The organism is Bacillus sp. 01N42_2 (genome assembly GCF_056399565.1).
The window spans coordinates 185,533-212,083 of the sequence record NZ_JBFTRO010000006.1 but is presented as its reverse complement, the minus strand read 5'-3'; the positions used below and the strand labels follow the sequence as shown (position 1 = coordinate 212,083).

Sequence of the window (26,551 nt, the reverse complement as noted above, 5' to 3'; positions counted from 1 at the left end):
AGGAAGAATATGAAAAAAACAAGGAAAGGTTTTTTGCGATATGCCGCCATTTTTTAAGCAGAAGAAACGAAAAAAAGACGATCAAAAGAACGGTGACAATGAAGACAGAAAAGAAGCGGAAACCAAATCAGATAAAGAGCGGGAAGAGCCGATCTCCATCAGCTTAAAGGAAAATATGAAGAAGCTGTCTGAGAGATTCGGCAACAGTGCCGATGTCGTCATCCGCCGGCTGAAAATCGGAAAAGAAGAGCTTCCGGCAGCGATCGTGTATATCGCCGGTTTGGTAGACGAGCAGCTTGTCAGCCAATCCCTGCTGGAGGATTTAATTGACATCCCGTCCGTTCAGCCGGAACAGGCGGTCTGCCTGATATATGAAAAAACGCTTGCGATCGGCGGAGTAAAAGAGGAAGAGAAATGGAAAAGCCTTTATGCCGGGCTGGTGGCGGGCAGCACGCTCATTTTTGTCGACGGGGCTGACAAGGCGCTGATCGCCAGCACGGAAGGAGGAGAGCAACGGTCCATTGAAGAACCGAGCACCCAGGTGTCCTTCCGCGGACCGCGGCAGGGATTCACTGAATCCCTGCAAACCAATATTTCCATGATCCGCAGATATGTAAAAAATCCTGATGTATGGGTGGAAAAAATGGAGATCGGGCACGAAACGAATACGGACGTCGCGCTGATGTATATTAACGGAATCTGTGAAAAAAAGCTGGTTAAGGAAGTCCGCAGGCGGCTGAAGCACATTGACATCGACAGCATTCTTGAATCCGGCTACATTGAACAGCTTATTGAAGACGCGCCGTTTTCCGTATTTCCCACTGTGTATCATACGGAACGGCCGGACGTTGTGGCGGGGAATCTGCTGGAGGGAAGATTTGCGATTATTGTGGACGGAACGCCGTTTGTTCTCATCGCGCCAGCCTTATTCATTCAATTTTTTCAATCGGTTGAGGATTATTATTCCCGATTTGATATCGCTACGAGCATCCGGCTGCTTCGGGTTTTGATTTTCTTCATTTCACTGGTGGCGCCGGGGATTTACGTGGCGGCGACGACCTTTCATCAAGAAATGATTCCGACGCAGCTGCTGATCGTCATCGCGGCCCAGCGGGAGACCGTGCCGTTTCCGGCCGTAATTGAAGCGCTGACGATGGAAGTGGCCTTCGAGATTCTCAGGGAAGCGGGCGTCCGTCTTCCGAGAGTGGTCGGCTCCGCCGTTTCCATAGTCGGAGCGCTTGTCATCGGCCAGGCTGCTGTACAGGCCGGCATCGTCTCCCCGGCCATGGTGATCGTTGTCGCGCTGACCGCGATTGCCAGCTTTGCGACTCCGGCTTTTGACATGGCGATATCTGCGCGCCTGATCCGGTTTGTCTTTATTCTGATCGCGGCCGTCATGGGATTTTACGGGCTGATTCTGGGCATTATCATAATGTTTGTCCATCTGTGCGGACTGCGTTCGTTCGGTTTTCCGTATATGTCCCCGCTCGCTCCTTTGACCCCGGGCGGGCTGAAGGATTCCATTTTCCGCGCTCCGTTATGGGCGGATGAAAAAAGGCCGGAGCTGCTCGTGCAGAAAAACAACAGGCGCCAAGGGGAACATCAAAGACCGAAACCGGAGACCTCCAGAGGAATGGTTAATAAAGATGTAGAAGAGGGCGGCGGCAATGAAAAGACGTAAATGGATACTCCTCCTTTGTACGATGGTTTCCCTTATGTTTGTATCAGGATGCTGGGATAAAAGAGAGCTGACCGATTTGGCCGTAATCTCCGCCATCGGTATTGACCGTACCGAATCGGGAAAATATGTCCTTCACTTTCAGATTATCAACCCGGGAAACGTAGCCGGCGGCCTGCAGGGCGGCGGAGCGGGAGACCGGCCGCCGGTTTCCGTCTATTCCGTGTCCGGAGACAATATGACGGAAGCTTTGAGAAAAGCCTCGATGAAGGTGTCCAGAAGGCTCTATTTTGCGCATACGAATCTTGTGGTGTTCAGTGAAAAGCTCGCGAAAGAGGAAGGACTCAATTTTATTCTGGACAATCTTGACCGTGATACCGAATTCAGAACAACCGCAACCGCGGTTATTGCGCATAATTGCAATGCTGAAGACATTATTAAAGTGCTGACGCCGATTGATAAAATCCCTTCCAATAAAGTGAACAAGACGCTCAGCTTCACACAGGAACAATACGGCAGAGTCGTGAAAACAAGCCTTCAGGACGTTCTGATTGATCTTGCTTCTCCGACCGGGTCGCCGTTTATTCCGGGTTATGAAATGCACGGAGACGATAAAGCCGGCCCTACGATGGAAAATACGCAGACGACTGAACCGAAAGCGGTGCTGTCAGCGGACGGACTGGCAGTGTTCAAAAAGGATGGGAGACTGGATTACTGGATTGAGGATGACGACAGTGTCGGCGCGGTATGGCTGCTGAACAAAATCAAGCATACGTTTATCAATGCGGATTGGAAGAACGTGAAGCATGCAATCAGTCTGCAGGTCACCCGTCAGAATACAAAGGTGACGGCTACCTTTCAGGACGGAAAACCGCATATTCACGTTCGTGCTCAGGTTGAAGGGCTGGTGGACGCTGTCAGATACCCTTTCCATCTGTCTGATCCGAAAGTGATCATGGTCATGCAAAAGGCGCTCAGCACGCAGCTTGATAGAGATATCACCAAATCGATTGAAGATATAAAAGCCCATAAGAATGACTTCGTCGGCTTCGGAGACCTGATCTATCGAAAACATCCGGACAAATGGAAAAAGCTCGAAGGGAAGTGGGATGAAGAAATTTTCCCCAACCTCCCCGTGGACGTAAAAACGGAAGTCATTATCAGAAGAACGGGCTTGCGGAATAACCCTCTCTCAGACAAGCTTGAGCACGATTGATTTGAGGAGAAAGGAGCGAAGCGTATGGAAAATGCGAAAATCGGCACACGCCAGCTGTTTGTGATGATCATTTTGTTTGAATTGGGCAGTTCGTTATTGATCCCGCCGGGCACGATGGCGGGGCGGGATGCATGGCTGTCCGTGCTTCTCGGGTGCGTTACCGGTCTCGGACTTTTCTACGTATATCAGGCGCTGTATCAATATTTTCCTGAGTCCTCTCCGAGAGATTACATGACCGAACTGATCGGCAGGCATCTGAGCTGGGCGGTCTCTCTTCTTTATATTCTCTATTTTGCTTATATCGCGGCCCGCATATTGAGGGATTTTGGCGAAATGCTTGTCACCTTCGCATATCAGGACACGCCCCTTCTAATTGTGAATGGCATGCTGATGCTCGCCGCGATATTTGCGGTCAGAAAGGGAATTGAAGTCATAGCGAGAGCCGGCGAGCTGCTGTTTAGCATTATGTATTTCCTGACGGCCATCGGGCTGATCCTCATTATCAGCTCCGGCACGATAAACCTGAGATTTCTCCAGCCTATTTTAGCGGACGGGATGGGGCCGGTCATTTATTCCGTATTTAAACAGACCATGTTCATCCCGTTCGGTGAATTGATCGTGTTTGTCATGATATTCCCCTACTTAAAAGATCGGAAAAAGGTGAAGAAAACAGGGATTCTGGCGATTATCATCAGCGGTCTGTTTTTGGCGATGTCAGTGGCGATTAATATTTGTGTGCTTGACGTCAACTTAATGCTTCGCTCTCAATTTCCGCTGCTGAGCACCATACAGACGATTAAAGTGGAAGAGTTTTTAGACCGGCTGGATGTCTTTTTCATGCTCGTGCTTGTCATCGGCGGTTTTTTCAAAGTCAGCCTTTTTACATATGCGGTTGTCGTGGGCGTGTCCACGCTGTTTAAAGAAAAAAATCCGTCCCAGCTGGCCTTCCCGGTCGGATTGGGGGTGCTGATTCTCTCCATCAGCATCGCAAGCAATTTGTCGGAACACATGAACGAAGGGTTAAAAATTGTCCCGATCTATATTCATCTTCCGTTTCAAGTGCTGTTCCCCGTCTTGCTGCTTATCATTGCCGTCATCAAGAAAAAAGTCAAAGGGAGCGTCTATACAGTTTCGAAGAAATAACCCGGCCGGTGCGCCGGGTTATTTTTAAAATCATGATTTTTTTCTTAATGCATTGACAAACTTGCCTGACAATTGTACATTTTGATTTATTCTTATAAATTTAATAGGAAATATAGGTTTAGTGGTGTTAATATGTTCCGCACCGTATTTCATTATAGAAGGAGATCGTCATGACAAAGAAAAAAGAAATCAAACTCGGTGTGTTTCTCGCAGGCACCGGCCATCATGTCGCCTCTTGGAGACATCCTGAGGCGCCGGCGGACGCGAGCATGAATTTGGATTATTTCAAAGAACTGGCGAAAACAGCGGAGCGGGGGAAATTGGACATGCTGTTTTTGGCGGACAGTTTATCAATAGACAGCAAATCGCATCCGAATGTGCTGACGCGCTTTGAGCCGTTTACCCTGCTGTCGGCGCTGGCTCAGGTCACATCCCGCATCGGTCTGACGGCGACCGCGTCTACCACATACAGCGAACCGTTCCATATCGCGAGACAATTTGCATCGCTGGATCATCTTTCCAACGGCCGCGCGGGCTGGAATGTCGTCACATCATCAATTGAATCGACCGCGCTTAATTTCAGCGGCGAAACGCATCTTGAGCATCATCTCAGATATCAGCGCGCGGAAGAATTCGTGGAAGTCGTCAAAGGATTATGGGATTCGTGGGAGGAAGACGCCTTTATCCGCGACAAAGAGTCAGGGACATTTTTCGAAAAAGACAAAATGCATGAATTGAATCATAAAGGAACCTATTTTTCAGTGAGAGGGCCGTTGAATGTCGCCCGCACACCTCAAGGACGCCCGGTCATTATTCAGGCTGGCTCATCAGGAGACGGAAAGGCGCTGGCAGCCAAAACCGCGGAGGTCATTTTTACCGCGCAAAATCATCTGGAATCCGCGCAGGAATTCTATCAATCTATTAAAGAACAAGCGGCTTCTTACGGCCGGGATCCTGAAAAAATCGCGATCATGCCGGGGATTTTTCCAGTTATCGCCGATACCGAAGAAGAAGCGCGGGCCAAATATGAAGAGCTTCAAGACCTCATCATCCCGTCTGTCGGCCTGAACATTCTGCAAAACTATCTGGGCGTCGTCGATCTTTCCGCCTACCCGCTTGACGGCCCGCTGCCTGAATTGGATGCGGAAGCGTCAAATGCCGTTAAAAGCCGGTTCAAGCTCGTTCAGGAGATGGCCAAACGCGATAACATGACCATCCGCGAATTGTACAAATATGTGGCGGGTTCAAGAGGCCATCACATCTTTGTCGGAACGCCTGAACAGCTTGCCGATAAGATGGAGGAATGGGTCGAAAAACAAGCTTGTGACGGTTTCAACATCATGCCGCCGCTGCTGCCTGAAGGTCTCACTCTTTTTGTAGACAAAGTGATTCCGATTTTACAAGAACGGGGCGTGTTCAGAAAAGAGTATGAAGGAACGACGCTGAGAGAACATTTCGGACTGGAAAAACCGGCAAACCGATATGCCGATTAAAGGAGGGCTCATTATGTCAAAACGATACCGGCTCGCAACGGAAGCGGACGCTGATGAACTGCTTTCACTGACACTAAGGGCATATGAACCGATCCGCAAGCTCGGCATCAACTTTGCCGCGGCAACGGCGGATAAAGAGCTCGTTTTGAATAACATACAAAAAAACGCCTGTTACGTTCTGGAGGAAGACGGACGCATCGTGGCGACGATTTCTTTGCGGATGCCGTGGGGGCCGAATCCCGGTCCGTACGGTGTCCCTCATATTTGGTGGTTCGCCGTCGACCCTGAAACCGGAAAAAAAGGGACGGGGTCAGACATGCTGGCGTGGCTGGAGAATACAGTGCTCCGCGATACATTAAAAGCGCCCTTCGTATCATTGGGCACAGCGGACAAGCATCCGTGGCTGATCGGCATGTACGAGCGGAAAGGCTACGTCCGCGCAGGCGAAAAGGATTTAGGAAAAGGGCACATCACCATCTATTTAAAAAAACAATTGCACGATTAACATAGAAATAGGAAAAGGCGGGATTTCAATGAAGAAGAAAACATGGGCTTTGCTGCTGTCTGCCGCTCTTCTGGCGGTCTTATCAGCATGCGGTAACGGCAAAGAAAGCGAAGGCGGCGATAACGTGCTGCATGTCGGCGCCACGGGGCAAAGCTATCCGTTCGCATATAAAGAAAACGGCAAGCTGACCGGCTTTGACGTGGATGTCATGGAAGCTGTTGCGAAAAAAATCAACATGAAACTGGACTGGAAGCTGCTCGAATTCAGCGGCCTGATGGGAGAGCTCCAGACCGGCAAACTCGACACCATCTCAAACCAGGTCGCTGTCACGGACGAACGCAAGAAAACGTATAACTTCACAGAACCGTATTCGTATGCGGGCACTCAAATCGTCGTCAAAGACGATAACAAAGACATCAAATCAGTCAATGATCTAAAAGGAAAAACAGTGGCGGCCGTTCTCGGCTCAAACCATGCGAAAAACCTTGAGAGCAAGGACCCGGATAAAAAAATCAACATTAAAACGTATGAAACACAAGAAGGCACGCTGAAAGACGTGGCTTACGGGCGCGTTGACGCTTACGTAAACAGCCGCAGCGTCCTGATTGCCCAGATCAAAAAGACCGGCCTGCCTCTGAAACTAGCAGGAGATCCGATTGTCTATGAAAAAGTCGCCTTCCCGTTTGCGAAGGATGCGGCTCACGATAAAATCCGCAAAAAAGTAGACAAAGCCATTGAAGAACTGCGGAAAGACGGCACGCTGAAAAAGCTGTCTGAAAAGTACTTTAAAGAAGATATCACAACGGAAGCAAAGCATTAAGAAACGGCGGTGAAAATCGAGAATGAACAGCATTGATTGGGGATTTATGTTTTCAGCTTTTCCCGCGTTAATTGAAGCCCTGCCGATCACATTACTAATGGCCGTCGCGGCCATGGTATTTGCCGTGATCGGCGGCCTTATATTAGCGCTTATCACAAAAAATCGTATTCCTGTGCTTCACCAGCTGTCAAAGGTGTATATTTCATTTTTTCGGGGCGTGCCGACGCTCGTCCAGCTTTTCTTAATTTATTACGGACTGCCTCAGCTGTTCCCAGGAATGAGCAAGATGACGGCGTTAACGGCGGCGATTATCGGGCTAAGCCTGAAAAATGCCGCCTACCTCGCTGAAATTTTCCGCGCCGCGCTCAACTCAGTTGATGAGGGGCAGCTTGAAGCCTGCCTGTCCGTCGGAATGACAAAATCACAGGCATACAGACGGATCATTTTCCCGCAGGCCGTCAGAAACGCGCTTCCCGCGACGGGAAATACGTTTATCGGGCTGTTAAAAGAAACATCGCTCGCCTTTACATTAGGAGTGATGGAGATGTTCGCCCAAGGAAAAATGTACGCATCAGGCAACCTCAAATATTTTGAGACGTATTTAGCCGTTGCGATCATGTACTGGATTCTTACGATTATTTACAGCGTGCTGCAGGATCTGCTCGAACGGGCGATCAGCAAGCCTTATCGCACATAGGAGGAGGCTCAGGATGATACAAGTCAGACATATTCGAAAAGCATTTAAAGACCTTACCGTACTTGACGGGATCGATCTTGAGATCAAAAGCGGCGAAGTCACGGCCATTATCGGCCCGTCCGGCTCGGGAAAATCAACGCTCCTCCGCTGTCTGAATCTGCTGGAGCGCCCGGATGGCGGCATCATTGAAATCGGTGATGCCAAGCTGAATGCAGCGTCCTATTCGCGCAAAGACGTACACAAGCTTCGCCAGCAGACGGCGATGGTGTTTCAGAATTACAATCTCTTCAAAAACAAAACCGCGCTGCAAAACGTGACAGAAGCGCTGATCACAGCGCAAAAGAAACCGAAAAAAGAAGCGGAACAGATCGGTATGGATCTATTGCGGCAAGTCGGTTTAGAGCAAAAAGCGGGCAGCTACCCGATTACGATGTCAGGCGGGCAGCAGCAGCGGATCGGCATTGCTCGCGCCTTGGCAGTTGACCCTCACGCGATTTTACTGGATGAACCGACTTCGGCCCTTGACCCTGAGCTTGTAACCGGTGTGCTTCAAGTCATCAAATCAATTGCCGAAAAACAGACAACCATGGTCATCGTCACACATGAGATGGCTTTTGCGCGTGAAGTGGCCGACCAGGTCATCTTTATGGCGGACGGACGCATTATCGAGCAGGGAACACCGGAAGAGCTGTTTGACAATCCGCAGAACGAACGGACGAAAAAATTTATAAAGCAAGTGGGAGAGCCTGCTGAGCTTGTATAGGAAGGGACGAAGAAGAAATGGCAAGAGAAACGTATGAATCATTAAACAAACGTTTAATCAATATCCGCCGCGACCTTCATGAACACCCTGAGCTGTCAGGCGAGGAATACGAAACGACGAATAAAATCCGCCGCTGGCTGGAGGAAGAGGGTATCACGGTTCTTGATGTTCCGAAACTTCAAACCGGAGTGATCGCTGAAATCAAAGGAGACAAAAGCGGCCCCGTCATCGCCGTCAGAGCGGACATTGACGCATTGCCGATCGAAGAGAAAACAAACCTTCCGTTTGCTTCGCGCAACAGCGGCGTCATGCACGCCTGCGGCCACGACTTCCATACGGCATCTATTCTCGGCACGGCTTTCTTATTAAATGAGAGAAAGCACGAGCTGAAAGGAACGGTGCGGTTTATTTTTCAGCCCGCGGAAGAAATCGCCGCCGGAGCGAGACAGGTCATTGAAGCCGGCGCGCTTGACGGTGTATCGGCAATATTCGGCATGCATAACAAACCCGACCTCCCCGTCGGCACGGTCGGCCTGAAAGAAGGCCCGCTGATGGCGAGTGTGGACCGCTTTGAAATCACTGTTAAAGGAAAAGGCGGCCACGCCGGAATCCCTGATAACAGCATTGATCCGATTCAGGCGGCAGGGCAGATCATCGGCGGCCTGCAATCAGTTGTCAGCAGAAATATCAGCTCGCTTCACAATGCCGTCGTCAGCATCACAAGAGTTCAAGGCGGCAGCTCTTGGAATGTCATCCCGGACCATGTTGAAATGGAAGGCACCGTCCGGACGTTTCAAAAAGAAGCGCGTGACGCTGTTCCGAAACATATGAAGCGGGTTGCCGAAGGAATCGCGGCCGGATTCGGGGCAGAAGCCGAATTCCGCTGGTATCCTTATCTTCCGTCAGTGGTAAACGACGCCCGTTTCATCCAGGCGGCGGAACAGACGGCTGAAGATCTCGGGCTTCAAACGGTTCGGGCAGAACAGTCTCCCGGCGGGGAAGACTTCGCGTTATATCAAGAAAAAATCCCCGGCTTCTTCGTCTGGATGGGAACAAACGGAACGGAAGAATGGCACCATCCCGCCTTCACACTCGACGAAAAAGCACTCCCGCAAGCGGCTGAGTTTTTCGCCCGGCTGGCCGTCAATGTATTGGAGCAGACGGAATGAATACGGAACATCTGACGGCCGGGCTTGCTCAGGCCGTCATGTCGTCTGTACCGGAAACATCCGCCGAAGCGATGAAAGAAGCGCGCAAAGGTCTGCTTGATTTTACAGCGGCGGCCTTTGCCGGGAGACGGGATAAAGGCATTGAGAAGCTGATTAAACTGGCCGAAGAAGAAGGCGGGACGCCGACAGCTCCGCTTATCGGCAGAAATCAAAAAGCAACGCCGTCCCAATCCGCGCTGATTAACGGATTCATCGCTCATGCGCTTGATTTTGACGATGTTCATTCTGATGTAAGAGGACATCCGAGCGCGGTCATCCTTCCGGCTCTGATCGCAGCGGCATCATCCGGCCATATAGACGAAAGCCGTTTTCTCGGTGCTTACGTGACAGGCATCGAAGTGATGGCGCGGCTCGGTGAGTCAGCGGGAAGACACCATTACGAGAAAGGCTGGCACAATACGGGAACGTTAGGCGCGATTGCGGCGGCCTGCGCCGTCGGTTTCGCGGAGAATCTCAATCAAAATGAATTGCAAAAAGCGATCGGATTTGCGGCCGCCCGTTCCGGCGGCATGCGGGTGCAGTTCGGGACAGAAATGAAGCCGCTTCATGCCGGACTGGCCGCTCAAGCCGGGTTGTTCGCCGTAAAGCTTGCGAAGGCCGGTTTTGGCGGGTCGGATCATGCGCTTGACGGGGAGAAAGGCTTCTTCGGGCTGTACGGCAATCTTGAACGGGCAGAAACCGTGCTTTTAAACGGATGGGGAAACCCTTGGCGGATTGTGAGCCCGGGGCTTTGGTTTAAGGTTTATCCATTTTGCTCGGCGGCCCATCACGCGGCGGACGCCATTCTCAAGCTGAAGGCTGAGCACGGCCTCACTTTCGGCCAAACGGAACGGATCGACGTGATTTATCCGCCGGGAGGGGATGCCGCATTGACAGAACGGCGCCCGAAAACAGGCGAAGCGGGGCGCTTCAGCGTGGAATATGTGATTGCCCTGGCTCTGCACGGTAAAGATTTTTCAGCAAAACACTTCACCTCAGAGCCGATTCCGGAATCCCTTCAAAAGGGGTTTGCGAGAATTCACCGAAGCTATGATGATCAAATTCAGCCGGCTGACAACGCCGTTCCGAAGGGCCGTTTTACAATTGTACGGGTCACGGCTTCCGGCAATCATGTCTATGAAACACGTATCGACTGTCCGAAGGGAGCGCCGGGAAACGGTCTTTCTGAAAAAGACATTGAAGACAAACTCCGGCTCGCTTTGCCGGGGGAAGAGGAAAAGGCGGAAGAATTGATCAAAGCAGCCGGTCAATCAAATATTGAACGCTATTTACAGCTGATATAAATAAAAAAGCGAGGGGATGCAGCCCTCGCTTTTTTTACGTTCACTTCTATTGAATAGGGGGATATAGGGTGCGCCCCTGTCTGCGCTGGCAGGGGCGCGGTATCAGGACACGGCCGTGCCGTTTTCTTTTACTGTGAAACTTCCTCTTGATAAGCGGATGTTGATATCAGACACTTTGGCAATTTGTTCGTCGTGCGTAACCATGATGACGCATTTGCCGCCTTTATGCGCCAGGTCCTGAAAGAGCCGGACGATTTCCTTTGACGTATCTTCGTCGAGGTTTCCCGTCGGCTCGTCCGCGCAAATCAAATCCGTGTCACAGCAGAAAGCCCGCGCAATTGAAACGCGCTGCTGCTGTCCGCCGCTTAATGTCAGCACCCGCTGACGGGCCTGCTGTTCGGTGATGCCGACTTTATCCAGCATGCTGAGCGCGAACGCATCTTTGTTCTTCTCCTTAGATCCGGTAATCTCCATCGCCGTTGTGACGTTCTGGAGCGCCGTCATATACGGAATCAGATTATAAGATTGAAAGACGATAGAGACATATTGATTTCTGAATTTGGTTAATCCGATTTTGGAGATGTCTTCGCCGTTATAAAGGATGCTTCCCTCTTTAGGTGTGTCAAGGCCGCCCGCCAGAGACAGAAACGTGGTTTTTCCCGTTCCGGAGGCGCCGGCAATTGTATAAAACTTCCCTTTTTCAAAGCTGATCGTTATATCCTGAAACAGCGGCTGTGATTTATCTTGGTACCAGTAGCCAGTCTGTTGAAAGGTTAATAGGCTCATTATGCTGCCTCCTCTTATTCCTGCTTGGTCAGGATCGTTTTAGGGTGAAGCCGCATGACTGATACAGACGGCAGTAATGTGGCGATGACGGCAATTGCGACGCCGATTCCGCCGAGGATCAGAAGGTCATTCAGCGAGACGTTTACCTGCATTGTACTGATGACATCTGCACCGGATGAATGCTGACCGAACATGCCGCCTCCCCGCGGCATTTCTCCGCTGCCCCAGCCGCTTGTTTGCTGCTGTGAATCATCGGCTGAGCTGACCTGCTGGGAAAGAAGCTGATTTCCCAGCTGATTCGCCACAAGGCTGCCCGTGACGGATGCGATCCCGATGGCGATAACCGCGACAATCAGAATTTCCGTTAAGAATTGTCCGATCAGCTTCCGGCGCTTTTCGCCGATCGCCATCAAGACACCCATTTCATACTTGCGTTCCCTGATCGACATCATCACGATCAACCCGAGAATGACCGCGCCCGCGATGGATACAAGGTACACCACGTTTTTAGAAAATGACGCGACATTTTCAATCGGGCCGACCATTTGCTGATACACCTGATCATTTGTCGTCAGCGTGTAGGTTTTATCATCTATAGATGTTTTTTTCGCAGCCGCAACGAATGAATCAATATATTTTGCATCATCCATATAATAAACGGCTGAGCTGATTTTGTTTTTGTTATCAGACCCTTTTAACGCCGCCGCGGCGGTGTAAGGCGTGTAGATTTTATTGTCAGGATTTAAGAATGAAAAATGCTCTGCCTGATCGTCTCCTGATGATGTTGTTTTATAGATTCCCACAATTTTAAGCTTCGTTTTCACAGAATCATCCGTTGCTGAGGAAACCGTAATGGAGCCGCCGACCTTCAGCTTGTTTTGATCTGCCAGCGTTTCATTAATCACGGCGACTTTTGCGTCCGCATCTGCTTTTGTGATGGCGCGGCCGTCAGTGATTTTTGAGATCCCGCCTGTGAAATCATCAAGCAACACCGTAGAGAGCACGCCTTCGACCGAAATGTCCGCTGAAATCATCTGTCTTCCGCCGCCTTGAAAACGTCTTCCGCCGGAACTGTTATCGGCTGAGTCGCCTGAGCTTTTTATCGCGTCAAAGCTTTCTGCGTTTGCTGACGCTGTCGTGAGAAAGTTGTAATTTTTAACATGCTGTAAGGATGTAAGCTTCTTGGCATCCGAGACGGAAATCGGCGTTGATTCAAACGTCCTCTTTTCACCGTCTTTTTGCTGCTGCGTCATTTGCTTTTGGCGGTCAGCCTGGAGTGTGACACTCCCGCCGAGCTGCTGCCTTGCCAGTTCGCTTGATTTCTTTGCCGCTGACTGGATCGTAAGACCGGACAGGACAAAAATGCAAATCACTGAAAACACAACCAGCTGCATAAACGTTTTTCCCTTTTTTGCCTTCATGCTCCAAAAGGCTCTTTTAATAAAGTTCATGTCTGTTCCTCCATGTGGGTGTCATATATTGCGAAAACACCCTTCTTTAGAACCGGTTATCCGATATGTATATAGTAGGAGAAATGTATGAAAAAAATATGAACAAACTATTTCCGGGTGATGAAATAAAAACTAACAATTGTGAAACGCGAAAATATCCGGGTAAAATGGTGCTATTATAAGTAAAAGCGTCAAGATAAGCGGAGGAACCAATGAAGATATTAATGATAGAAGACAATATAAGCGTATGCACCATGACGGAAATGTTCTTTTTTAAAGAAGGATTTGAAGCCGAATTTGTCCATGACGGAGTGGAAGGCTATCAGCGGTTCACAGAAGAGGAGTGGGATTTGGTCATCTTGGACATAATGCTTCCGTCTATGGATGGAGTGACGATCTGCCGAAAAATAAGAGAGACGAGCAGTGTGCCGATTATTATGCTGACCGCAAAGGACACGGAGTCTGATCAGGTGATCGGGTTTGAAATGGGGGCTGACGACTATGTCACCAAGCCGTTCAGCCCGCTGACGCTTGTAGCGCGAATTAAAGCGGTGATCAGAAGATACCGGGCGACGGGGCAGGCCGTAAAAAGCGATGACTTGATCGAAACAGCGTGTTTTTCAATCAATAAGAAGACGCGGGAAGTGTTTCTGCACGGAAAACCTGTCGAGAATCTGACGCCGAAGGAATTTGATCTGCTCTTTTATCTCGCGCAGAACCCGCGCCAGGTTTTTTCAAGAGAGCAGCTGCTTGAGCAGGTGTGGGGCTATCAATTTTACGGCGATGAACGTACGGTTGATGTTCATATTAAACGGCTGCGCAAAAAACTGTCCAGTGACGAAAAAACGTTTTTATACACGGTGTGGGGGGTAGGATATAAATTTGATGAGGATTAAATACTTATATCAGCTGCTGCTGAGCCATGTCAGCATTTTGATTTTGGCCTTTTTCATCATCATTTCCCTGTTTTCGCATTTTGTAAAAGATTTTGCGTATCAAAATAAAGTGGATGAGCTGTCTTCTTACGCCCAGCAGATCACAAGTGAGCTGAACGGACGCGATCTTGATCTGCGCCGCCTGTATCCGTATCAGGACATGTTAAAAACGCGCGAGACAAGGTTTATTATTTTTGATGAACATCAGCGGCCTTACTTTTTTCCTGACGATATGCCGCCGCGCGAGAAGCTGAAAAGTAAAGAGTGGCACATGCTGAAGCAAGGGAAAACCGTTCAGATCAGAGCGGAGGTGAATCGTTTTAATACGGAAGGCTTAGAAGTATCGCTCGTCGCAAAACCGCTTTTTATCAACGGTCAATTTAAAGGCGCGGTGCTGCTCGTGTCTCCCGTCAAAGGGGTCGAGCAGATGATCAGCCAGGTCAACCGCTATATGATTTACGCGATTATCAGCACCCTTATCATCACGATTTTGTTAAGCTGGCTTTTATCTAAGTTTCACGTCAAGCGGATTCAGACATTGCGGGATGCGACGGGAAAAGTGGCATCCGGTGATTACGATATTTCGCTCAAGAACAGTGGCGGCGATGAAATCGGCATGCTGGCGTCCGATTTCAATACGATGGCTAAAAATCTGAAGCAATCGAGAGAGCAGATTGACCGCCTTGAAAAGCGGAGGCGCCAATTTATCGCCGATGTTTCCCATGAGCTGAGAACGCCTCTGACGACCATTAACGGGCTGGTGGAGGGCCTTAACAGCAACACCATCCCGGAAAAAGATAAAGAGAAATGCTTCTCGCTGATCAGCGAAGAAACGAAGCGGATGCTCAGGCTCGTGAAAGAAAACCTGGATTATGAAAAAATCAGATCACAGCAGATCAAGCTGGACAAGCTGAGTCTGCCGCTCATCGAGGTGTTTGAGATTATTAAAGAGCATCTCAATCAGCAGGCCGAGGAAAAACAAAACCGGCTCCGGATTGAAGCAGGGGACGGCGTCAAAGTGTTCGCCGATTATGACAGGCTGATCCAGATTCTCGTCAACATTACGAAAAACAGCATTCAATTTACGCAAAACGGAGACATTACGCTGCGCGGGTATGAAGGCTATAAGGAAACGGTTATTGAAATTGAAGACACCGGAATCGGTATTTCGAAAGAAGAAATCGAGCACATATGGGAGCGTTTTTATAAGGCGGATGTGTCCCGAACGAATACGGCATACGGCGAATACGGACTCGGCCTGTCCATCGTCAGGCAGCTCGTCGAAATGCACAAAGGCACGATAGACATTGAAAGCGAAAAGGAAAAAGGCACAACCTTTACAATCCGCCTTCCGCTGAATACGAATCATGCATCATGTTAAAATCGGCAGTCCTGTTTGGCTGCCGGCTGTTTCATCTTCACTGCGCAAAATTGCGCTCTGCCGAAACAAAGTTTGCGTGTTTTTCGGGATGGAAAGACACGGAAACGTGATAAAATAACTGGTAAACAGGTCTTGGATGGGGAGGGTGAAGGAATGAAGAGCGGGTTAATTCCTTCTTCAGCAGTCGGGCAGAAGATTAACGAGTGGTATCGATACATAAGAACATTCAGCGTGCCGGATGCGGAGATCTTGAAGGCCGAGATCAAACAAGAGCTTGACCATATGGAGCCTGATTCGAACTTGGTGCTTTATTATTCCCTCATGGAATTTCGCCATCAGCTGATGCTGGACTACTTGGAGCCGCTGGAAAAACTGAAGATAGAAGACCAGCCGACCCTGTCGGAAATTCTTGATAACATTGATAACAGCCAGGCCGGGCTCAAAGGGCTTCTCGATTATTACGTCAACTTTTTCAAAGGCATGTTTGAATTTGATAAAAGAGAATTTATATCAGCGATTACGTATTATAAACAGGCTGAGAAAAAACTGGCCTTCGTATCGGACCACGTGGAGCGGGCAGAGTTTTATTTTAAGGTGGCCGAAGCTTATTATCATATGAAACAAACGTATTTTTCTTTGATACATATAAAGAATGCTTATGAAATTTACGTAGAGCAGGACACATACAACGTCCGGATCATTCAATGCCATTTTGTGTTCGGCGTCAATTTAATGGATGAAAGACGTTTTGAACAGGCGGCCAAACATTTTCAGCACGCTCTGCAAATGGCTGAAAAAGAACAAAAAGCGCAGCTTGTCGGGAGGGCGCTGTATAACCTCGGACTGTGCTACTACAATCAGGACCGCACCGACGAAGCGATTCCGTACTTTGAACGGGCGGTTGATACATTTGAATCACAAAGAATCGTCAATTCTCTTCCTCAAGCATATTTTCTAATCACACTCATTTACTTTAAACTCGGAAAAAAAGATAAAGCGTCGGAATATCACAGGCGGGGATATGAATATGCTAAAGAAACAGACGATCCCGTTTACACGGTAAAATTCGAATGGCTGCAGGCTCTGTATCAGGCGAAACCGGATGAGGAAAAAATCAGCGCATGTTTCTGTTACCTGGAGAATAAAAATTTGTACGCCGATATAGAGGATTTAGCACTAGAAGCAGCTAAATATTACTATGAACAAAATTGCTTTAAAATTTCTTCTGACTATTTTCTGAAAGTCGAAGAGGCAAGAAAACAAATACAAAGGAGTGAGGGTTTGTATGAAATTGAAATCTAAATGGTTTGTTATTTGTTTAGCAGCCGCCGCGATTTTTACAGTTGCAGGTGCAGGCCAGACAGATCAGGCTGACTTCCATGTAACTGAAAGAGGAATGACGTGAGAAGAAAATAACCTGAACAAAAGAAAAGACTGCCAGAGAATGTTCTCGGCAGTCTTTTTTTGCGTACGGAAGCGGCTCAAAGAAAAAAAGAAAACGCCGCAGGTCAAAACCCGCAGCGTCCTCATATAGACGGAGTGATGCTTAGAAACCGCCAACAAAGGCAGTACCTACAATTACTAACAGGATAAATAAAACAACGATCAAAGCGAAAGAGCTAATTCCTTCTCCTGAGTATCCCATTATGCTTCACCTCCATATTGTCTATACCATACAATATGTTTCAGAAGCTGTTTTGTAAGGGATAGTAGTGGACAAGAGAAAAAAAGAGGCTGTGCCCTATGAGAGTAAGACCCCGGCGAAAAATTCGTCATACAGTGCCCGCACCGCGTGTTTTTCCTGCTCCTCTTTCACCCCGAACATCATGCTGACTTCCGATGATCCCTGATTGATCATCTCGATGTTGACGCCGGCTCCCGACAGTGCTTTGGATGCCCTGGCGGTTGTGCCGACATTTTGGCGCATCGCTTCGCCCACTACCATAATCAGCGCCAGATTGTGCCTGACGGTGACTTCATCTGCTTGAAGTTCCTGCTTCAGACGGGTGACGAGCTTCTCTTCCAGTTCTAAGTCCATCTGATTGTGCCGAAGGATGATTGTGATATCGTCAATCCCAGATGGAACGTGCTCATACGTCAATCCTTCTTCCTCCAAAATGTGAAGGGCTTTGCGGCCGAAGCCGATTTCCCGGTTCATTAAATATTTGCTTATGTAGATGCTGCAAAAGCCCGTGTCGCTTGCGATGCCGATGACAGGCCCGTTCGTATTGTCACGGCTGCTGACGACGCGCGTTCCTTTCGCATCAGGATTATTCGTGTTTTTAATCTGAACGGGGATGCCGGCCCGAAAAGCGGGAATCAGCGCTTCATCATGAAAAACGGAAAACCCGGCATAGGAGAGCTCACGCATTTCCCGATACGTCAGTTCGTTAATTTCTTTCGGGTGCTGCACGATCGACGGGTTGACGGAATAGACGGCGTCCACATCGGTAAAGTTTTCGTACAGGTCGGCCTTTAAGCCGTTGGCGAGAATGGAGCCGGTAATATCTGAACCGCTCCGGGAAAACGTCACAATCTCATGCTCCTTCGTATAGCCGAAAAAACCAGGAAAAATGATCAAGCCTTCACGGTTTCTCAGACGGTACAAATGATCATAAGACTCAGGGAGCACCTGAGCGCTGCCGGGTTCATTCGTCACAAACAGCCCCGCTTCTTTCGGGCTTACGTACTCGGCTTTCACGCCCTGCCTGCGGAAGTAGGCCGCGATCAGCTTCGCGTTATTGTCCTCGCCGCTCGCTTTCACCGCATCCATATACTGATCGGGATTGGCTTTGCTGCTGTTTAAGAGAGCGAATAAGTCACGGCGGATTCTTTCTATAATAGAGGGATCGAGATCCAGCTCGCGCGCGATGGCGGCGTACCGCTCAATGACCGCTTCGGCAAGCTCGGGCGCCGCTCCTTTTTGCAAATAATGCTCCGCACACCGGATTAACAGATCCGTCACCTTTGTATCGTCCGAGAAGCGTTTTCCCGGCGCCGATACAACGACGGCTTTCCGCGCGGGATCGGCCGTCACGATTTGAAACACTTTCTCAAGCTGGGCTCCTGACGCAAGGGAGCTGCCTCCGAATTTTACAACTTTCATGATTTACATCCCCTAATATTTAAATTTTCTCACAAATTTAATTTTTATTATCTCTCTTTCAAAGAGGTAAATCAAGGGTTTTTTCTATGTGGTAAGAACATTTGTATTCTCGGAGAGGAATTTCATCGCTGTTTGTCAGATTTGCTTCCTTAAAGTGTGTCATCCTGTGCAAAAAATGATAAGCAGCCAAATGAAGGTTATAGTAAATCCTGAAAATTCTTGATAGACTGATTGTAAAAGAATTTAGTGTACGGCCCGCGGATGACCGCTTTTAAAAGCAAAACCGTATTGACTGCGCTTGGAAAGATGATAAGATTATAATTGTCGTTGATAATGATAATCATTACGAGTGGGGATATATGGGAGTTGTTTGGCAATGAGTCATACCGTTTGTGATGGGTGCGGGGAGGCAGCATGAAGCTACGTTACTTACTTTTGCTACTGGCGGTATTGGCGTGTACTTCTATTTTTATCGGTGTAGAAGACTTGTCGCCGCTGGATATTTTTCATTTAAATAAAGAACAGGCAAGTACATTATTTGACAGCCGGCTGCCGCGTTTGGTGAGCATTATCATTGCCGGCATGAGCCTGAGCATCTGCGGATTAATCATGCAGCAGATCAGCCGGAATAAATTTGTATCGCCGACGACTGCGGGAACGATGGACTGGGCAAGGCTCGGGATTTTGATTTCATTAATGCTTTTTACGTCAGCGAGTCCGCTTGTGAAAATGTCTATCGCTTTTATTTTCGCATTGGCGGGAAATTTCCTGTTCATGAAAATCCTCGAGAGAATCAAGTTCAATGATGCGATTTTTATTCCTCTTGTCGGTTTAATGCTTGGGAATATCGTCAGTTCAGTCGCCACGTTTATCGCGTATAAATACGATCTGATCCAAAACCTGTCGTCCTGGCTGCAGGGGGATTTCTCATTGGTCGTCAAAGGCCGGTACGAGCTTTTATATCTGAGTATCCCGCTGGTGATCATCGCTTATGTCTATGCGGATAAATTTACGGTGGCGGGAATGGGAGAGAGCTTTTCCGTCAATCTCGGCATGAAATACAAACGCGTCGTCAATATCGGTCTGATTATCGTGTCGCTCATCGCGTCACTTGTGATTCTGACCGTCGGGATGCTGCCGTTTCTCGGTTTGATCATTCCCAATATCGTGTCGATCTACAAAGGGGACAACCTGAGGAGCAGCCTGCCCCACACAGCTCTCTTGGGCGCTGTTTTTGTGCTGTTTTGCGACATTTTGGGAAGGGTGATCATCTTCCCTTACGAAATTTCCATCGGCCTGATGGTCGGTGTTATCGGCAGCGGCATCTTCCTGTATATGCTGCTAAGGAGAAAAGCATATGAGTCATAATAAAAAAATTACGCTGCTGGCGGCGCTCGCCATGATATGTATCGGATTCTTTTTGTTCTACGGGCTGGGCAACTGGGAATACTCCCTGCCGAGACGGTGCTTCAAAGTGCTTGCCATGATGCTCACCGGGGGAGCGATCGCATTTTCAACGGTCATCTTCCAGACGATTACAAATAACCGCATACTGACACCGGGCATTCTAGGCCTCGATTCCCTGTATATGCTCATTCAGACCGTCATCGTGTTCCTGTTCGGTTCAATGAATATCGTCATGATGAACAAAAACCTTAATTTCGTCATCTCCGTCGGGCTGATGGTGCTCTTGTCACTCGTTTTGTATCAGCTCATGTTTAAAGGCGAGGGGCGGAACGTGTTTTTCCTTCTGCTTGTCGGCGTCGTGTTCGGCACGCTGTTCAACAGTCTGTCATCCTTTATGCAGATGCTGATTGATCCGAATGAGTTTCAGGTTGTTCAGGACAAAATGTTTGCCAGCTTTAACAATATCAACACCGATCTTTTAGGATTTGCCGGTGCCGTCTTTCTTCTGACAGGCATTTATGTCTGGCGGTTCACACGGTTTTTTGACGTGCTGTCGCTTGGCAGGGAACACGCCGTCAACCTTGGGATTGATTACGATAAGCTTGTGAAGCAGATGCTCATTGTTGTCGCTGTTCTTGTGTCTGTCTCTACGGCTCTTGTCGGGCCGATTATGTTTTTAGGGCTGCTTGTCGTCAATCTGGCGAGGGAGTTTTTAAAAACCTTCAGGCACACGTATTTAATCGCGGGGTCTGTTCTGATCAGCATCATTGCGCTTGTCGGAGGCCAGTTCGTCGTGGAAAAAGTGTTCACGTTTTCCACGACGCTGAGCGTCATCATTAATTTTGCCGGCGGGATTTATTTTATCTATCTGCTGTTAAAGGAGAATAAATCATGGTAGAGGTCAAAAATGTAAGCAAACAATACGGCGGGAAAGTCGTCCTTGAGAAAACGTCTCTTTCCATTCAAAAGGGCAGGCTGACCTCGTTTATCGGTCCGAACGGCGCGGGAAAAAGCACGCTGCTGTCTATCATGAGCCGGCTGATTAAGACGGATTCCGGAGAAATCACGGTTGACGGGCAAGAGATCGGTTCCTGCAAAAGCAATGATCTGGCGAAAAAAATCAGCATCCTGAAACAGACGAACCAAATCAATATCAGGCTGACGATTAAAGACCTGGTCAGCTTCGGCAGATTTCCGTATTCCCAGGGGAAGCTGACGGATGAGGATTGGGTGCACATCAACCAGGCCCTCAGTTATATGAAGCTTGATGACTTAAAGGATAAATATCTCGATCAGCTCAGCGGAGGACAGTGCCAGAGGGCGTTTATCGCGATGATTATCGCTCAGGATACGGATTATATTTTTCTCGATGAGCCGCTGAACAATTTAGATATGAAGCATTCCGTTGAAATGATGAAGCTGTTGAAGCGGCTTGTGGAAGACTTCGGAAAAACGGTCGTCGTAGTGATTCACGATATCAACTTCGCTTCCGTATACTCAGACCATATCGTTGCTCTGAAAAACGGCCGGATCGTCAAAGAAGGGCCGGCGGAGGAGATTATTGACACTTCCGTGCTTGAAGACATTTATGATATGACCATCCCGATTCAAGAGATTGACAGTCAGCGGATCGGTGTGTATTTTTCTTAAAAACCAGATGAGGTGAGAGACATGAAAAAATTCGCATTGCTATTCATTGCGCTAGTTACGATTTTTGTTGTTTCTGCATGCGGAAACGGGGACAAAACATCCGGCAAATCAAAAGAAATGATCACGATTAAGGACGACATGAACAAAGAAGGAGTCAAAGTGCCGAAGAACCCGAAAAAAGTCGTCGTATTCAACTTCGGAATGCTGGACACGATGGATGAACTCGGTTTACAGGACCATGTCGCGGGACTTCCGAAACAAAACCTTCCAAAATACTTATCTTCATACAATAGTGATAAATACGCCAATACAGGCGGTTTAAAAGAACCGGATTTTGAAAAAGTCGCGGATATTGATCCGGATTTAATCATTATCGCCCACAGACAATCTGATTCTTATAAAGAGTTCTCAAAAATCGCGCCGACGATTTATCTTGATGATGACTATACAAACTACGTTGACAGATTCAAACACAACACCGAAGTGATCGGCAAAATCTTTAACAAAGAAAATGAAGTGAAAGATAAGCTTGCGAAAATTGACAAGTCCATTGCCGATCTGAAGAAAAAGACAAGCAGCACGGATAAAAACGGTTTAGTGGTGATGGCGAACGACGGCAAAATCAGCGCGTTCGGATCTAAATCAAGATACGGCTTCATTCATGATGTGTTCGGCGTTAAACCGGCTGACAAAAACATCGAAGCATCACTGCACGGACAAAGCATTTCCTATGAATATATCGCCAAAACAAACCCTGATTACATGTTTGTCGTTGATCGCGGAACAGCGATCGGCACAAAATCTTCAACAAAACAAGTGGTTGAAAATGATTATGTAAAATCGGTGAAAGCCGTGAAAAACAACCATGTTGTCTACCTTGACTCAGCTACATGGTATTTATCAGGAGGCGGCCTGGAATCCATGGCGCAAATGGTGAAAGAAGTAAAAGGCGGAATCGAGAAGTAAAAAAAGAACCCGGTCACATACGTGATCGGGTTCTTTTTGGTTTAACGCGTGACGGCCTGCTGCTGCTCAGGCTGACGCGGTTTTTTCTTCAAAGTGAAAGATAGCAGGAAGCCGGCCAGCGCGATGCAGGCGGCCACGACAAATGCCGCATTCATGCCGTGCAGAGCGGCGTTTGCCGGAGCTGACGTATTTGCGTGCGCAGCCTGGCTGCTCATAATGGAAACAAGCAGCGCCGTACCGATAGAACCGCCGATTTGGCGGACGGTATTGTTCATGGCTGTTCCGTGCGGAATTAAGTGGCGCGGCAGGGCGTTGATTCCCGCTGTCGTCACTGGCATCATAATCATGGCTGTTCCCAAAAGCCGCGCGGTATAAACGACGACAATCCAAATGAGAGAAGTCGAGTCCGTCAGATTCATAAACGGCAGGGACGTGAGCAGGATGATAAAGAATCCGGTCATCGCAAGACCCTTTCCGCCGATTTTGTCAAAAATCCGGCCGATAAACGGAGACATCATCCCCATCACAACCGCGCCCGGCAAAAGCATTAATCCGGTATCAAACGCGGATACGCCCCGGACCTTCTGCGTGTAGAGCGGGAGAATGGTTTCCGTTCCGATCAGCAGCGCGAAAACAAGCGTGCCGAGCAGGGTGGTCAGGCTGAAAATCCCGAAAGAAAACACGCGGAATTCCAGCATCGGTTTTTTGAGCTTCATCTGTCTTGCGATAAAGAAAATCAGCGCGACCGCTCCGACAAGCAGCGAGGTCAGCACTTCAGTACTGGTCCACCCTGATGAACCGGCGCTTGAGAAGCCGTAAAGCAGGCCGCCGAATCCGAGGGTCGATAAGATCACGGATAAAATATCAATCTGTGTTTCTCGTAATGTCGTGACGTTTTTCATCAGAATAATCGCTAAAAGCAAATCGATGACCGCGATCGGAAAGATGATATAAAACAAAGAGCGCCAAGAGAATGCTTCGACCGCCCATCCGGAAAGCGTCGGGCCGATTGCCGGCGCGAACGAGATCACCAAGCCGACCATACCCATTGCGCGGCCGCGCTTTTCAATCGGGAAAATCGTGAGAAATACCGTCTGCATGAGCGGCAGCATGATTCCGGCGCCGGCCGCCTGGATAATCCGGGCCGTTAACAGTACCGGAAAGTTCGGAGCGAATGCACCGACAATGGTTCCGGCCGTGAAAATACTCATGGCGGTAATCAAGAGGGTGCGGCTCGTAAATTTCTCTATTAAAAACGCTGTAATCGGGATTAAAATCCCGTTCGTCAGCATAAACGATGTTGTCAGCCATTGCGCTTTGTTGGCGTCTATATTGAAGTCATTCATGATGTGCGGCAGCGCCGTAATAAGCAGCGTCTGGTTCAAAATGGCGACGAACGCTCCCGCCAAAAGAATCCCGACAATGACAGAGCGGTTGTATGGTGCAGTTTTAATACTCTTATTCAAGCTGATTCCTTCTTTCTTTATAGTTTGAGCAATGTTTTAACGGCTGCAAGCGGCTGGTGCAGCGGTCCGGCCTGTTCCAAATAACCGATGAGCGCTTTTATGAGAAAATCCCGCGGCTGTTTGTCCGCTGATTCTTTCTCCAGCATGGCCGCCGCGGAAGCGAAACCCGCGGCATCATATTTCTCCTCAGGAAGGGCTGAGACGGCTTCTTTCAGCTCCTTCAGGCTTTCAGCCAACAATACGGTTTTGTCTTTCGGCTTAAATGAGGAAGCGGAGGCGATATAAAGGTCAATCATCTCCTGCGGCAAAGCGGTTTCGGTTTTCCTGTTTTCGACGATGAGATTGAGATGGCGGATGATAAACTCCGTGAGAGGTTCCAGGTCGAGCGGTTCTTTTTCCAGCTTAATCAGCGTGATGCATTCTCTCAGGAGCCCCTGCAGGACAATCACCAGCTCCCATACATAAGGAATGATGTCTTCGCCGTACGTCTGAATCAGTGAATCGCGATGCCAGCAGATAAAAGTGGAACGGGCCCTGTGAATATGCCGTTTTACCCGGTCATTAATAGAGGAAGGGCTTCCGTACATCAGCATATTAAAAAACTGCTGATTGCGCCTGAAGCCTTCAAGCTCAGCCATCAGTTTTTTGGCAAACCGTTCCTCAGGAGACAGGCTTGTTTCTTCATTCAATAGTGAAGCGGCCGCTACCATCTGTTTCTGGTTAAAATCGAGCAGCTCCAGAAGCAGGTCTTCCTTCGATTCAAACAGCTTATATAAAGATGCTTTGGAGACTTTGCACTCCTCAGCAATCGCCTGCATCGATACCGACGAAAAGCTTTTCCCCGAAAAAAGCTTTCTTGCCGCCAGCAGAATATCCGTTTTCTTATCATTCATAAGCCCAGATTCCTTCTTTCGTCACAATAGAAAACCCATCGGTTCACAGAAAACCAATGAGTATATGATGAAAATATTAACAAAAATTTTTGCGCAGTGTCAACGCTTTTGTTTGAGAAATAGAAAAAACCTGCCGGAGTGTTCCGGCAGGCTGATACGTTTATTTATCCGTCTTAAATCCTTGTTTTTCAAGCATTTCACGAATGTGAGGATAATAAACCTGCTTATAGTAGGAAGTGATGCCTTGTGACCAGTTTCTTGTTTCCTGTCCGCCTGTGCGGTTTTTCATGTATTCGGACATCTGCTTGTCATAGGCTTCGATATGTGTTCTTAAATCTTCCTCTTGATACGTTTCATGATGCAGAACGGCTGCTTGCGGCAGACGCGGTTTTTTCGCGGAGCGGTCTGCCGGATGGCCGATGACGAGACCGGAAACCGGGAAAACGTATTTCGGGAGTTTCAGCATTTCAATGAGTTCATCCGGCTTGCCGCGCACGGCTCCGATCGGCACAGTGCCGAGTCCCATTGATTCAGCCGCGGCTGTTGCCGTACCGAGCGCAATCCCGACGTCTACTGCGCCGACAAGAACGGACTCTAAACCGTTCGTGATCTCAAGCGGCGTATCATTGTATTCTTCAAGCGCAATTTTGGCGCGGTTAAAATCAGCGCAGAATAAAAGGAAAACAGGCGCTTGGTCAATCCACGGCTGGCCGCCGGCCAATTCGGATATTTTTTTCTTCCGCTCCTTATCTTTCACCGCAATAACGGTAAATTGCTGGCCGTTAATGGAAGTCGGCGCTGCCTGAGTTGCTTGGATGATAAGATCCAGCTGCTCATCCGATACGGGTTCATCTGTGTAGCTGCGGATGGAACGGTGGTCTGTTAATATTTGAAGGACTTCGTTCATGTCATTCATCCTTTCGTTACTCTGACAGTTCTGTGCGGACGACGTCAAGCGGCGCACTCAGCACTTCTTTTGCTTTTGCCACGAATCCTTGGAAATGGTCAGTGGCGTTGTGGGATTTCATCGCTTCTTCATCTTTCCATTGTTCAAGCATGACGAACGTATTTTCTTCACCGATTTTTTCGAAAAGATCGTATTGCACATTTCCTTCTTCCGCACGTGAATGCTGAACAAGTGATTGCGCTTCTCCTAAAAATTCCTCGCGTTTATCCGCTTTTACTTTCATGTAAGCCTGTAAGACGATCATTGGTATTCCTCCTGATTGGGTTTATTTGTTATAGTTCGAATATTATCGAACTAACTGTAACATGTTTCGCAGTGAATGGTAAAGAAAAAACCCTCACCGCCTAAATTGTCACCCGCCGCTTTTATGTGTTACATTTGACTCATGAACATTCCAAATCATCCTGAAACCGACCGCTTACAGCTGACAAAGGTTCTTCATGCTCTGAGTGATCCGCTCCGCTTAGAGCTGGTCAAACAATTGGCGGAAACAACTGAAAAAACGTGCGGCACATGTGCGGATGTCCGGGTCGCCAAATCAACGCTGTCCCATCACTTTAAAGTGCTCCGGGAAGCGGGGATCGCCCAAGTGCGCATAGACGGGAAGCACCGTTATTATTCCCTGCGCAAAGATGATTTACAAGCGGCGTTTCCCGGCTTGCTGGAGGCGATTTTGCAGACAGAGCCGGACCGCTGGTAAATAGTCCCCGAATTCC

27 protein-coding genes are annotated in these 26,551 nt (G+C 48.6%); 19 read left to right on the top strand and 8 right to left on the bottom strand.

The genetic code is table 11. The features are described 5' to 3' along the window. The first annotated feature begins 40 nt into the window (after positions 1–40). The 10 genes from gerKA to AC1DN5_RS14915 all read left to right on the top strand — a co-directional run bounded on the left by gerKA (position 41) and on the right by AC1DN5_RS14915 (position 10,827). Positions 41–1,681, top strand: coding sequence for a spore germination protein GerKA (gerKA, locus tag AC1DN5_RS14960; RefSeq protein ID WP_045926260.1), 1,641 nt, complete (start codon positions 41–43; stop codon positions 1,679–1,681). After that, positions 1,668–2,894 carry a Ger(x)C family spore germination protein gene (locus AC1DN5_RS14955; RefSeq protein ID WP_366969987.1) on the top strand — a complete coding sequence of 409 codons (1,227 nt, stop codon included), beginning with the start codon at positions 1,668–1,670 and terminating at the stop codon, positions 2,892–2,894. The genes gerKA and AC1DN5_RS14955 overlap by 14 nt, the downstream gene beginning before the upstream one ends. Positions 2,895–2,918: 24 nt before the next feature. Next, entirely contained in the window at positions 2,919–4,037 is a 1,119-nt protein-coding gene (locus AC1DN5_RS14950) for a GerAB/ArcD/ProY family transporter (protein ID WP_047476216.1), read from the top strand. A gap of 170 nt (positions 4,038–4,207) precedes the next feature. Next, positions 4,208–5,530, top strand: coding sequence for an LLM class flavin-dependent oxidoreductase (locus tag AC1DN5_RS14945; protein ID WP_099744403.1), 1,323 nt, complete (start codon positions 4,208–4,210; stop codon positions 5,528–5,530). Positions 5,531–5,543: 13 nt separating this feature from the next. Beyond that, the gene (locus AC1DN5_RS14940) at positions 5,544–6,035 is read left to right on the top strand and encodes a GNAT family N-acetyltransferase (protein ID WP_049627878.1); all 492 of its coding nucleotides are present in this window, start codon (positions 5,544–5,546) and stop codon (positions 6,033–6,035) included. A 28-nt stretch (positions 6,036–6,063) separates the two neighbouring features. After that, positions 6,064–6,855 carry an amino acid ABC transporter substrate-binding protein gene (locus AC1DN5_RS14935; protein ID WP_045926256.1) on the top strand — a complete coding sequence of 264 codons (792 nt, stop codon included), beginning with the start codon at positions 6,064–6,066 and terminating at the stop codon, positions 6,853–6,855. A gap of 22 nt (positions 6,856–6,877) precedes the next feature. Beyond that, entirely contained in the window at positions 6,878–7,552 is a 675-nt protein-coding gene (locus tag AC1DN5_RS14930; protein ID WP_016937270.1) for an amino acid ABC transporter permease, read from the top strand. 13 nt (positions 7,553–7,565) lie between these two features. Continuing rightward, complete coding sequence (locus AC1DN5_RS14925; RefSeq protein ID WP_099744404.1) at positions 7,566–8,315, top strand: amino acid ABC transporter ATP-binding protein; 750 nt, start codon at positions 7,566–7,568, stop codon at positions 8,313–8,315. Positions 8,316–8,332: 17 nt separating this feature from the next. After that, on the top strand, positions 8,333–9,484 hold the full coding sequence (locus tag AC1DN5_RS14920) for a M20 peptidase aminoacylase family protein (protein WP_366969986.1): 1,152 nt from the start codon (positions 8,333–8,335) through the stop codon (positions 9,482–9,484). After that, positions 9,481–10,827, top strand: a complete 1,347-nt coding sequence (locus AC1DN5_RS14915) for an MmgE/PrpD family protein (RefSeq protein WP_366969985.1) — start codon at positions 9,481–9,483, stop codon at positions 10,825–10,827. The genes AC1DN5_RS14920 and AC1DN5_RS14915 overlap by 4 nt, the downstream gene beginning before the upstream one ends. A gap of 102 nt (positions 10,828–10,929) precedes the next feature. Here the strand turns inward: AC1DN5_RS14915 and AC1DN5_RS14910 are convergent, their stop codons facing one another. Both AC1DN5_RS14910 and AC1DN5_RS14905 read right to left on the bottom strand, forming a co-directional pair. Next, positions 10,930–11,613 (bottom strand): ABC transporter ATP-binding protein, encoded by a 684-nt coding sequence (locus AC1DN5_RS14910; RefSeq protein ID WP_064778214.1) that lies wholly within the window; start codon positions 11,611–11,613, stop codon positions 10,930–10,932. A 14-nt stretch (positions 11,614–11,627) separates the two neighbouring features. Continuing rightward, positions 11,628–13,064: an ABC transporter permease gene (locus tag AC1DN5_RS14905; protein WP_366969984.1), complete on the bottom strand. Its 1,437-nt coding sequence runs from the start codon at positions 13,062–13,064 to the stop codon at positions 11,628–11,630. A gap of 212 nt (positions 13,065–13,276) precedes the next feature. Between AC1DN5_RS14905 and AC1DN5_RS14900 the strand changes: the two genes are divergently transcribed. From AC1DN5_RS14900 to phrC, 4 genes are all read left to right on the top strand, one after another. Then, the gene (locus AC1DN5_RS14900) at positions 13,277–13,960 is read left to right on the top strand and encodes a two-component system response regulator YclJ (protein ID WP_016937264.1); all 684 of its coding nucleotides are present in this window, start codon (positions 13,277–13,279) and stop codon (positions 13,958–13,960) included. Continuing rightward, a complete protein-coding gene (locus AC1DN5_RS14895; RefSeq protein WP_366969983.1) occupies positions 13,947–15,380 on the top strand; it encodes a two-component system sensor histidine kinase YclK in 1,434 nt (477 codons plus the stop codon). Before AC1DN5_RS14900 ends, AC1DN5_RS14895 begins: the two co-directional genes overlap by 14 nt. 153 nt (positions 15,381–15,533) lie before the next feature. After that, positions 15,534–16,682, top strand: coding sequence for a Rap family tetratricopeptide repeat protein (locus AC1DN5_RS14890; protein WP_366969982.1), 1,149 nt, complete (start codon positions 15,534–15,536; stop codon positions 16,680–16,682). Further along, on the top strand, positions 16,666–16,785 hold the full coding sequence (gene phrC / locus AC1DN5_RS14885) for a phosphatase RapC inhibitor PhrC (protein WP_016937261.1): 120 nt from the start codon (positions 16,666–16,668) through the stop codon (positions 16,783–16,785). Before AC1DN5_RS14890 ends, phrC begins: the two co-directional genes overlap by 17 nt. A gap of 141 nt (positions 16,786–16,926) precedes the next feature. Here the strand turns inward: phrC and AC1DN5_RS14880 are convergent, their stop codons facing one another. Further along, positions 16,927–17,025 carry a YjcZ family sporulation protein gene (locus AC1DN5_RS14880; RefSeq protein WP_016937260.1) on the bottom strand — a complete coding sequence of 33 codons (99 nt, stop codon included), beginning with the start codon at positions 17,023–17,025 and terminating at the stop codon, positions 16,927–16,929. Between the two features lie 96 nt (positions 17,026–17,121). Beyond that, positions 17,122–18,486: an aspartate kinase gene (locus AC1DN5_RS14875; RefSeq protein ID WP_366969981.1), complete on the bottom strand. Its 1,365-nt coding sequence runs from the start codon at positions 18,484–18,486 to the stop codon at positions 17,122–17,124. 414 nt (positions 18,487–18,900) lie between these two features. On the opposite strand from AC1DN5_RS14875, the gene AC1DN5_RS14870 reads away from it, so the two are divergent. From AC1DN5_RS14870 to AC1DN5_RS14855, 4 genes are read left to right on the top strand one after another with little or no spacing between them, the layout of a single operon-like run. After that, positions 18,901–19,854, top strand: coding sequence for an ABC transporter permease (locus AC1DN5_RS14870; protein ID WP_045926248.1), 954 nt, complete (start codon positions 18,901–18,903; stop codon positions 19,852–19,854). Then, positions 19,844–20,791: an iron chelate uptake ABC transporter family permease subunit gene (locus AC1DN5_RS14865; RefSeq protein WP_045926247.1), complete on the top strand. Its 948-nt coding sequence runs from the start codon at positions 19,844–19,846 to the stop codon at positions 20,789–20,791. Before AC1DN5_RS14870 ends, AC1DN5_RS14865 begins: the two co-directional genes overlap by 11 nt. Beyond that, positions 20,785–21,543, top strand: a complete 759-nt coding sequence (locus AC1DN5_RS14860; RefSeq protein ID WP_047476235.1) for an iron ABC transporter ATP-binding protein — start codon at positions 20,785–20,787, stop codon at positions 21,541–21,543. The genes AC1DN5_RS14865 and AC1DN5_RS14860 overlap by 7 nt, the downstream gene beginning before the upstream one ends. Before the next feature lie 21 nt (positions 21,544–21,564). Continuing rightward, entirely contained in the window at positions 21,565–22,509 is a 945-nt protein-coding gene (locus tag AC1DN5_RS14855; protein WP_366969980.1) for a siderophore ABC transporter substrate-binding protein, read from the top strand. Between the two features lie 41 nt (positions 22,510–22,550). On the opposite strand, the gene AC1DN5_RS14850 is transcribed toward AC1DN5_RS14855, so the two are convergent. From AC1DN5_RS14850 to AC1DN5_RS14835, 4 genes are all read right to left on the bottom strand, one after another. Next, complete coding sequence (locus tag AC1DN5_RS14850) at positions 22,551–23,975, bottom strand: MDR family MFS transporter (RefSeq protein WP_047476239.1); 1,425 nt, start codon at positions 23,973–23,975, stop codon at positions 22,551–22,553. A gap of 17 nt (positions 23,976–23,992) precedes the next feature. Next, positions 23,993–24,868, bottom strand: coding sequence for a TetR/AcrR family transcriptional regulator (locus tag AC1DN5_RS14845; protein WP_047476241.1), 876 nt, complete (start codon positions 24,866–24,868; stop codon positions 23,993–23,995). Positions 24,869–25,028: 160 nt separating this feature from the next. After that, positions 25,029–25,775, bottom strand: a complete 747-nt coding sequence (locus AC1DN5_RS14840) for an NADPH-dependent oxidoreductase (RefSeq protein ID WP_095242043.1) — start codon at positions 25,773–25,775, stop codon at positions 25,029–25,031. A gap of 16 nt (positions 25,776–25,791) precedes the next feature. After that, entirely contained in the window at positions 25,792–26,079 is a 288-nt protein-coding gene (locus tag AC1DN5_RS14835) for a putative quinol monooxygenase (protein ID WP_016937251.1), read from the bottom strand. Between the two features lie 141 nt (positions 26,080–26,220). On the opposite strand from AC1DN5_RS14835, the gene AC1DN5_RS14830 reads away from it, so the two are divergent. Next, the gene (locus AC1DN5_RS14830; protein WP_003156322.1) at positions 26,221–26,535 is read left to right on the top strand and encodes an ArsR/SmtB family transcription factor; all 315 of its coding nucleotides are present in this window, start codon (positions 26,221–26,223) and stop codon (positions 26,533–26,535) included. Positions 26,536–26,551 lie beyond the last annotated feature (16 nt).

What these genes read in the sequence shown, in the direction of transcription:
- gerKA (WP_045926260.1), top strand. Translation starts at nt 41, where the DNA reads ATGCCGCCATTTTTTAAGCAGAAGAAACGAAAAAAAGACGATCAAAAG.
- AC1DN5_RS14955 (WP_366969987.1), top strand. Translation starts at nt 1,668, where the DNA reads ATGAAAAGACGTAAATGGATACTCCTCCTTTGTACGATGGTTTCCCTT.
- AC1DN5_RS14950 (WP_047476216.1), top strand. Translation starts at nt 2,919, where the DNA reads ATGGAAAATGCGAAAATCGGCACACGCCAGCTGTTTGTGATGATCATT.
- AC1DN5_RS14945 (WP_099744403.1), top strand. Translation starts at nt 4,208, where the DNA reads ATGACAAAGAAAAAAGAAATCAAACTCGGTGTGTTTCTCGCAGGCACC.
- AC1DN5_RS14940 (WP_049627878.1), top strand. Translation starts at nt 5,544, where the DNA reads ATGTCAAAACGATACCGGCTCGCAACGGAAGCGGACGCTGATGAACTG.
- AC1DN5_RS14935 (WP_045926256.1), top strand. Translation starts at nt 6,064, where the DNA reads ATGAAGAAGAAAACATGGGCTTTGCTGCTGTCTGCCGCTCTTCTGGCG.
- AC1DN5_RS14930 (WP_016937270.1), top strand. Translation starts at nt 6,878, where the DNA reads ATGAACAGCATTGATTGGGGATTTATGTTTTCAGCTTTTCCCGCGTTA.
- AC1DN5_RS14925 (WP_099744404.1), top strand. Translation starts at nt 7,566, where the DNA reads ATGATACAAGTCAGACATATTCGAAAAGCATTTAAAGACCTTACCGTA.
- AC1DN5_RS14920 (WP_366969986.1), top strand. Translation starts at nt 8,333, where the DNA reads ATGGCAAGAGAAACGTATGAATCATTAAACAAACGTTTAATCAATATC.
- AC1DN5_RS14915 (WP_366969985.1), top strand. Translation starts at nt 9,481, where the DNA reads ATGAATACGGAACATCTGACGGCCGGGCTTGCTCAGGCCGTCATGTCG.
- AC1DN5_RS14910 (WP_064778214.1), bottom strand. Translation starts at nt 11,613, where the DNA reads ATGAGCCTATTAACCTTTCAACAGACTGGCTACTGGTACCAAGATAAA.
- AC1DN5_RS14905 (WP_366969984.1), bottom strand. Translation starts at nt 13,064, where the DNA reads ATGAACTTTATTAAAAGAGCCTTTTGGAGCATGAAGGCAAAAAAGGGA.
- AC1DN5_RS14900 (WP_016937264.1), top strand. Translation starts at nt 13,277, where the DNA reads ATGAAGATATTAATGATAGAAGACAATATAAGCGTATGCACCATGACG.
- AC1DN5_RS14890 (WP_366969982.1), top strand. Translation starts at nt 15,534, where the DNA reads ATGAAGAGCGGGTTAATTCCTTCTTCAGCAGTCGGGCAGAAGATTAAC.
- phrC (WP_016937261.1), top strand. Translation starts at nt 16,666, where the DNA reads ATGAAATTGAAATCTAAATGGTTTGTTATTTGTTTAGCAGCCGCCGCG.
- AC1DN5_RS14880 (WP_016937260.1), bottom strand. Translation starts at nt 17,025, where the DNA reads ATGGGATACTCAGGAGAAGGAATTAGCTCTTTCGCTTTGATCGTTGTT.
- AC1DN5_RS14875 (WP_366969981.1), bottom strand. Translation starts at nt 18,486, where the DNA reads ATGAAAGTTGTAAAATTCGGAGGCAGCTCCCTTGCGTCAGGAGCCCAG.
- AC1DN5_RS14870 (WP_045926248.1), top strand. Translation starts at nt 18,901, where the DNA reads ATGAAGCTACGTTACTTACTTTTGCTACTGGCGGTATTGGCGTGTACT.
- AC1DN5_RS14865 (WP_045926247.1), top strand. Translation starts at nt 19,844, where the DNA reads ATGAGTCATAATAAAAAAATTACGCTGCTGGCGGCGCTCGCCATGATA.
- AC1DN5_RS14860 (WP_047476235.1), top strand. Translation starts at nt 20,785, where the DNA reads ATGGTAGAGGTCAAAAATGTAAGCAAACAATACGGCGGGAAAGTCGTC.
- AC1DN5_RS14855 (WP_366969980.1), top strand. Translation starts at nt 21,565, where the DNA reads ATGAAAAAATTCGCATTGCTATTCATTGCGCTAGTTACGATTTTTGTT.
- AC1DN5_RS14845 (WP_047476241.1), bottom strand. Translation starts at nt 24,868, where the DNA reads ATGAATGATAAGAAAACGGATATTCTGCTGGCGGCAAGAAAGCTTTTT.
- AC1DN5_RS14840 (WP_095242043.1), bottom strand. Translation starts at nt 25,775, where the DNA reads ATGAACGAAGTCCTTCAAATATTAACAGACCACCGTTCCATCCGCAGC.
- AC1DN5_RS14835 (WP_016937251.1), bottom strand. Translation starts at nt 26,079, where the DNA reads ATGATCGTCTTACAGGCTTACATGAAAGTAAAAGCGGATAAACGCGAG.
- AC1DN5_RS14830 (WP_003156322.1), top strand. Translation starts at nt 26,221, where the DNA reads ATGAACATTCCAAATCATCCTGAAACCGACCGCTTACAGCTGACAAAG.